General features: G+C 69.1%; 4 protein-coding genes. 3 read left to right on the top strand and 1 reads right to left on the bottom strand.

The window, feature by feature from the left end; genetic code table 11:
• Positions 1–54: 54 nt before the first annotated feature.
• Entirely contained in the window at positions 55–1023 is a 969-nt protein-coding gene (locus tag FXN61_RS56065; protein WP_312878545.1) for an ABC transporter permease, read from the top strand.
• 79 nt (positions 1024–1102) lie between these two features.
• Here FXN61_RS56065 and FXN61_RS47190 read toward each other — a convergent pair whose 3' ends face one another.
• A complete protein-coding gene (locus tag FXN61_RS47190; RefSeq protein ID WP_223165891.1) occupies positions 1103–1396 on the bottom strand; it encodes a hypothetical protein in 294 nt (97 codons plus the stop codon).
• Positions 1397–1723: 327 nt separating this feature from the next.
• On the opposite strand from FXN61_RS47190, the gene FXN61_RS47195 reads away from it, so the two are divergent.
• Positions 1724–2293, top strand: coding sequence for a MerR family transcriptional regulator (locus tag FXN61_RS47195; protein WP_167980304.1), 570 nt, complete (start codon positions 1724–1726; stop codon positions 2291–2293).
• Positions 2294–2359: 66 nt separating this feature from the next.
• Positions 2360–5003 (top strand): NACHT domain-containing protein (locus FXN61_RS47200; protein ID WP_167980305.1); only part of this gene is annotated, 2644 nt, incomplete at its 3' end.

Consider the following 5003-nt stretch of genomic DNA (forward strand, 5'->3'; position numbering starts at 1 on the left):
TGACCGTCTCACCGGCACGGACGCACCGACGGCGGCAAGGCGAAGCTCCCCCCTGTGGCCGTGGACATGATCAGCCGGATCGGACCGGTGCGGTCGGTGAGCGCGACCGGCGAGACCGGTGCGACCGTGCGCCGCACGGACCTGGTGCCCGCGCAGGAGACCGGCGGCCTGAGCGTCAAGGCCGCGCGGGCTCGACCTCCTGCCGGTGCTCGGCGGAACGGTCAGGACGGGACGGTTCCTCGACCGGGCCAGCGAGTCGTTCCCGGTGGCCGTGCTCGGCGCACGGGCCGCGCGGATGCTGGGCACCGAACTGAAGCCGGGGCTGCCCTCTCCCGCTGTGTGGATCAAGGACCGGTGGTTCACCGTCATCGGCGTGCTGCACGCAACCCGCTCGCGTTCGAGGTCGACAACGCGGTGCTGGTCGGCTGGAAGGCGGCACAGGACCTCCTCGGGTTCGACGGCACGCCCGGCCAGATCTACGTGCGGGCCGACGACCGCGCGGTCGAGGCCGTCAAGGCGGTGCTCGGCCGCACCGCCAACCCGAAGAGCCCCCACGAAGTGCTGGTCAGCCGGCCCTCGGACGCGCTCGCCGCGCAACAGCTCGTCGAACAGGCGTACTCGGGGCTGTTCCTCGGGCTCGGCGGGGTGGCGTTGCTGGTCGGCGGGATCGGGGTGGCGAACACCATGGTCATCTCCGTGCTCGAACGCCGCCGCGAGATCGGGCTGCGGCGCGCGCTCGGCGCCAGCAGGCGTCAGATCAGCGGTCAGTTCCTGGCCGAGGCGGTCGTGCTGGCCGGCATCGGCGGCGGCATCGGCCTGCTGATCGGGGTGGCGGCGACCGCCGTCTACTCCGCGTTGCAGGGATGGCCTGCCGTGCTCCCGCTGGCCGCGCTCGCGGGGCGGTGTGGGCGCGGCCGTTGTGGTCGGCGTGCTTGCCGGTGTCTACCCGGCGGTACGGGCGTCGCGGCTCACCCCCACCGAGGCGCTGGCGACCACCTGAAAAACCGCACCCCCGGCGGATGAGCGCCGGGGGTGCGGGTCGGGTGGTGAGATCAGCCGCGGCTCTGGAAGCCGAACGACAGCAGCCGGTAGCTGCCGCAGGTCACCCAGAGGTTCCAGCGGCCGGGCCGACCCACGGGGTGTAGTAGGTGCCGCCGTTGGAGCAGCGGCCGTACATACGCACCTCGCCGCTCACGACCGTGCAGGTCGCGTCGACGCGCTGAGTGGTCGCACGCCAGTCACATCGGTAGGTCGCCTGGACGCCGACCTCGTCACCGGACTGCTGGACGACCTGCGGTGCGGCGGCGACGGCAGCCGACGCGTTCATCGTGGCAACGCCACCGAACAGCGCCAGCACCATCAGCAGAACGCTGGTCATTCGCTTGATCACGGACATCTGACTTCCCCTCTTGTGCTTGCGGCAGAACACGGGAAAGCCTCTTCCGAACAACCTCTTTATCCCAGAAGTGGAAGGAAACACTTCCACTCGACTTCGCTTAGCACAACCGAACACCCGAGCCCAGAAAAGGAAGTGACTCCTTCCACTTGATCATTCCATGCGAGGGTCAACTTATGCCCGTCTTATAAACGCAGTGCCAGACTCGTTCCCCAGGGGCGGGCCCACGGTTGTGCTCTTCACCGGAGGGCCGTGACAACAGGGGGATAACTCAATGCGCCAAATCTGGAAGTGGGGCCGGTGATGCCACACCGTCCCGCCAGACAGATGACGATCGACGAGTTCGCCGCAGAGATCGGCATGACCACCCGTACCGTCCGTTCGTACCAAGCGCGCGGCTTGTTGCCGGCACCGAAGCGGATGGGTCGCTCACCGATGTACGACAGCTTCCACCTGACTCGCATGCGGACCGTGCTGCGGCTGCAGCACAAGGGGTTGCCGCTGGAGGCGATCAGGGCACTGCTGGAACCGGATCTCGTGCTGCGGCAGTTCCTCCCGACCGGCGGCGCGCTCGCGTGCGCGTTGCGCCAGAACCCGGAGCTGCTGCACGCGGCGATCGAGTGCGTCGTCGTGACGCGGTTGCCGGACGGGTCGCTGGAGCTGCGCAACGCACGTGCTGTGCTCGCCGCAGGGCGCAGAGGTGCACCGATCGCGCACACGGTGAACGTGCTCGTGCAGGCCGTCTGCGCGTTGCAGCCACATGCCGAGTCCGCGTTCGCCGACGTGCAACGGTCCGCACCCTCGGTGCCGCAGGAGAACCTCGCGGAACTCGCCGTGGAGGCGTTCCGGATCGCGATCGCGGCGATCGCGAGTCACGACGTCTCGCGAACCGCTTGATGAATTCCTGGTTGCCCGTACTCGAAAAGTCGGTGTCCAGGTACGGCGCGTGGCGATACTGAGGGTGTGCCTGATCCCTTTTCCGCCGGTCTGCTGATGGTGCTGGAGACCGTGCTGGAGCGCGTGCTGCTCAGTCTCTTCGACATCGTTCACAAGGGAGCCAAGAACAAGAGGCGCCAGCGGGAGCTGACCAGACCGGGACCGCTGGTCGAGCGGGTCAGCACCGAGCTAGCCCGAGGTGAACTGAGCTCCGTCGAGCAGCACGAGTGGCAGGCAGCGGTGGACGCGGTGCGCGAGTCCATCGAGGCTTCGTTGCCGCTGCGAGAGGACGAGGCGCTGCGGGTGATGCTGACGCCCGAGTCGCTGCGGGCGTACGTGATGTCCAGGTCGGAGAAGATCCGGCGGGCGGCGGGCCTGTCCGGCCTGGCGACGGCGGTCTACGACGCGTTGCTGCTGCGGGTGTGCGTCGCCGTCGTGGAGCTGGTCTGGTCGCAGCCGGAGTACGCGCGACGGCTCGCGGTGGAGATGTTCCGGATCAGCCGGGCGACCGCCGACGCCGTGGCGCGTCTCGCCGACCAGCAGCAGCTGGCGCTGACCGCTTCGCATCGGGACTTCGAGGACCGTTACGCCGACCAGGTCGCGCACTCGCTGGGCGGGCTGGAGCTGTTCGGGGTGTCGCGTGGACGAGCGCCGCGGCGGCACTCGTTCGACACCTCGTACGTGTCGCTGGCGGTGGCACGGGTCGGCGACACCGACGAGCTGACCGGCGCCGGGCTGCCGGTCGCCGCCGCATTGGCGGACACGCCTCGGGTGCTGATCAGAGGTGGTGCGGGCGCCGGCAAGACGACGTTCCTGCGGTGGCTGGCGATGAACGCGCTGGGCGAGACGCGGACCTCGGGCAACGAGTGGCTCGGGCTGGTGCCGTTCTTCGTGCCGCTGCGGCAGTACACGACGCTGCCGAAGCCGGAGGAGTTCATCTCGTCGACCGCCTCGATGATCGAGGAGGAGAAGCCGGCCGGATGGGTCACCGCGCGGCTCAAGGAAGGGCGCGCGCTCGTCCTGATCGACGGCGTGGACGAGCTGGTGTCGGAACGGCGGGAGGAGGCGCGCGAGTGGCTCTGCCGGCTGGTGAACGCCTATCCGCAGGCGCGGTACGCGATCACGACTCGTCCGTCCGCCGTGCCGGAGGACTGGATGGAGGAGTGTGACTTCGCGGCGTTCGACCTGTTGCCGTTGAGCGACAAGGGTGTGCGTGACTTCGTCGAGGCCTGGCACACCGCGGCCCGCGACGAGCCAGGGCTGACGCGGGACGCGCGGGTGTGGCTGACCGAGTGCGAGGCGCGGCTGGCGGGGACCCTGGCGAAGCGGCCGGACCTGCGGCGGCTGGCGTCGAGCCCGTTGCTGGCAGGACTGTTGTGCGCGTTGCACCAGGACCGGAACATGCACCTGCCACGTGATCGGCGGTCGCTGTACGAAGCCGCGCTGGACCTGTTGCTGGTGCGATGGGACGAGGACCGCGGGCTGGCGCTGCCGTCGTTCTCCAAGGAGGAACAGCTCGTTCTGCTGCAGCGGTTCGCGTACTCGCTGGTGCGCAACCGGGAGCTGATGGTGCCGCGTTCCGAAGCCGTGCACCGGCTCGGGAACGCGATGCGCGGGTTGCGGTCGCACGAGATCGATCCGGACGACGCGATGCAGCGGCTGCTCGAACGTGCCGGGCTGCTGCGGGAAGTGTCGTCCGAACGGGTGCAGTTCGTGCACCGGACGTTCCGCGACTACCTGGCCGCCAAGGAAGTGGTCGACGCCGGCGACCTGAACCTGTTGGTGGACAGGGCGCATCTCGACGAGTGGCACGACGTCGTGGTGATGGCCGTCGCGCACGCCCGTCCGCGCGAACGGGCTCGGGTGTTGATGGACCTGTTGGGCGGCAACGACGACACGCGCAAGGACGAGCGGGGACGGGACAAGCTGCGGCTGCTCGCGCTGGCGTGCCTCGAACAAGCCGACGTGATCGAACCGGAGTCGGCACGGGCGCAGGTGACCTCCGCCGCCGCCTCGCTGATTCCACCGAAGAGCTTCGCGCACGCCGACGCGCTGTCCGAGGCCGGGTCGTTCGTGGTGGATCTGCTACCCGGACCTGAGGCGACTGAAGAAGCCGCGTACATCGTGCGGACGCTGGCCAACATCGGCGGTGAGGCCGCGTGGGAACGGATCGCGGAGTTCGTGGCCGTGGATCACGCGATGGTCATCGACGAGCTGCTGCGAGCGTGGCGGAACACGCCGGACGCCGAGAAGTACGCCAAGACCGTTCTGTCCAAAGTGGACTTCGGCGATCGGCGGGTCGACGTCCGCGGCTGGCACCGGATCCAGTTCATCATGCACCTGGAGAAGCTGCGGTACGTGCGGTGCATCGGCAACATCAACCCGCTCGACCCGTTGGGCGCGATGCCGTCACTGCACCGGCTGGAGCTGTGGCAGAACGAAGTGATGCGCGACCTCACGCCGCTTGCGGACTCCCGGTCGCTTCGGGAGCTGCATCTGAGCCGGTGCCGCCCGCTCGGACGGATCGACCTGTCGCCGGTGAAGGACCTGGACGAGCTGCACCTGCACTTCAGCCGCGTCGAGCTGGCGTCGCTGGAGGGCGGCGCGGTGCGGCGGCTGCAGATCCGTGACTCGGCGACCGACGACGGGCTGGCCGCGCTGCCGGCGCTGC

Origin of the sequence: Lentzea indica (genome assembly GCF_012184385.1) — a bacterium.
In the GTDB taxonomy this organism is placed as follows: Bacteria; Actinomycetota; Actinomycetes; order Mycobacteriales; family Pseudonocardiaceae; genus Lentzea; species Lentzea indica.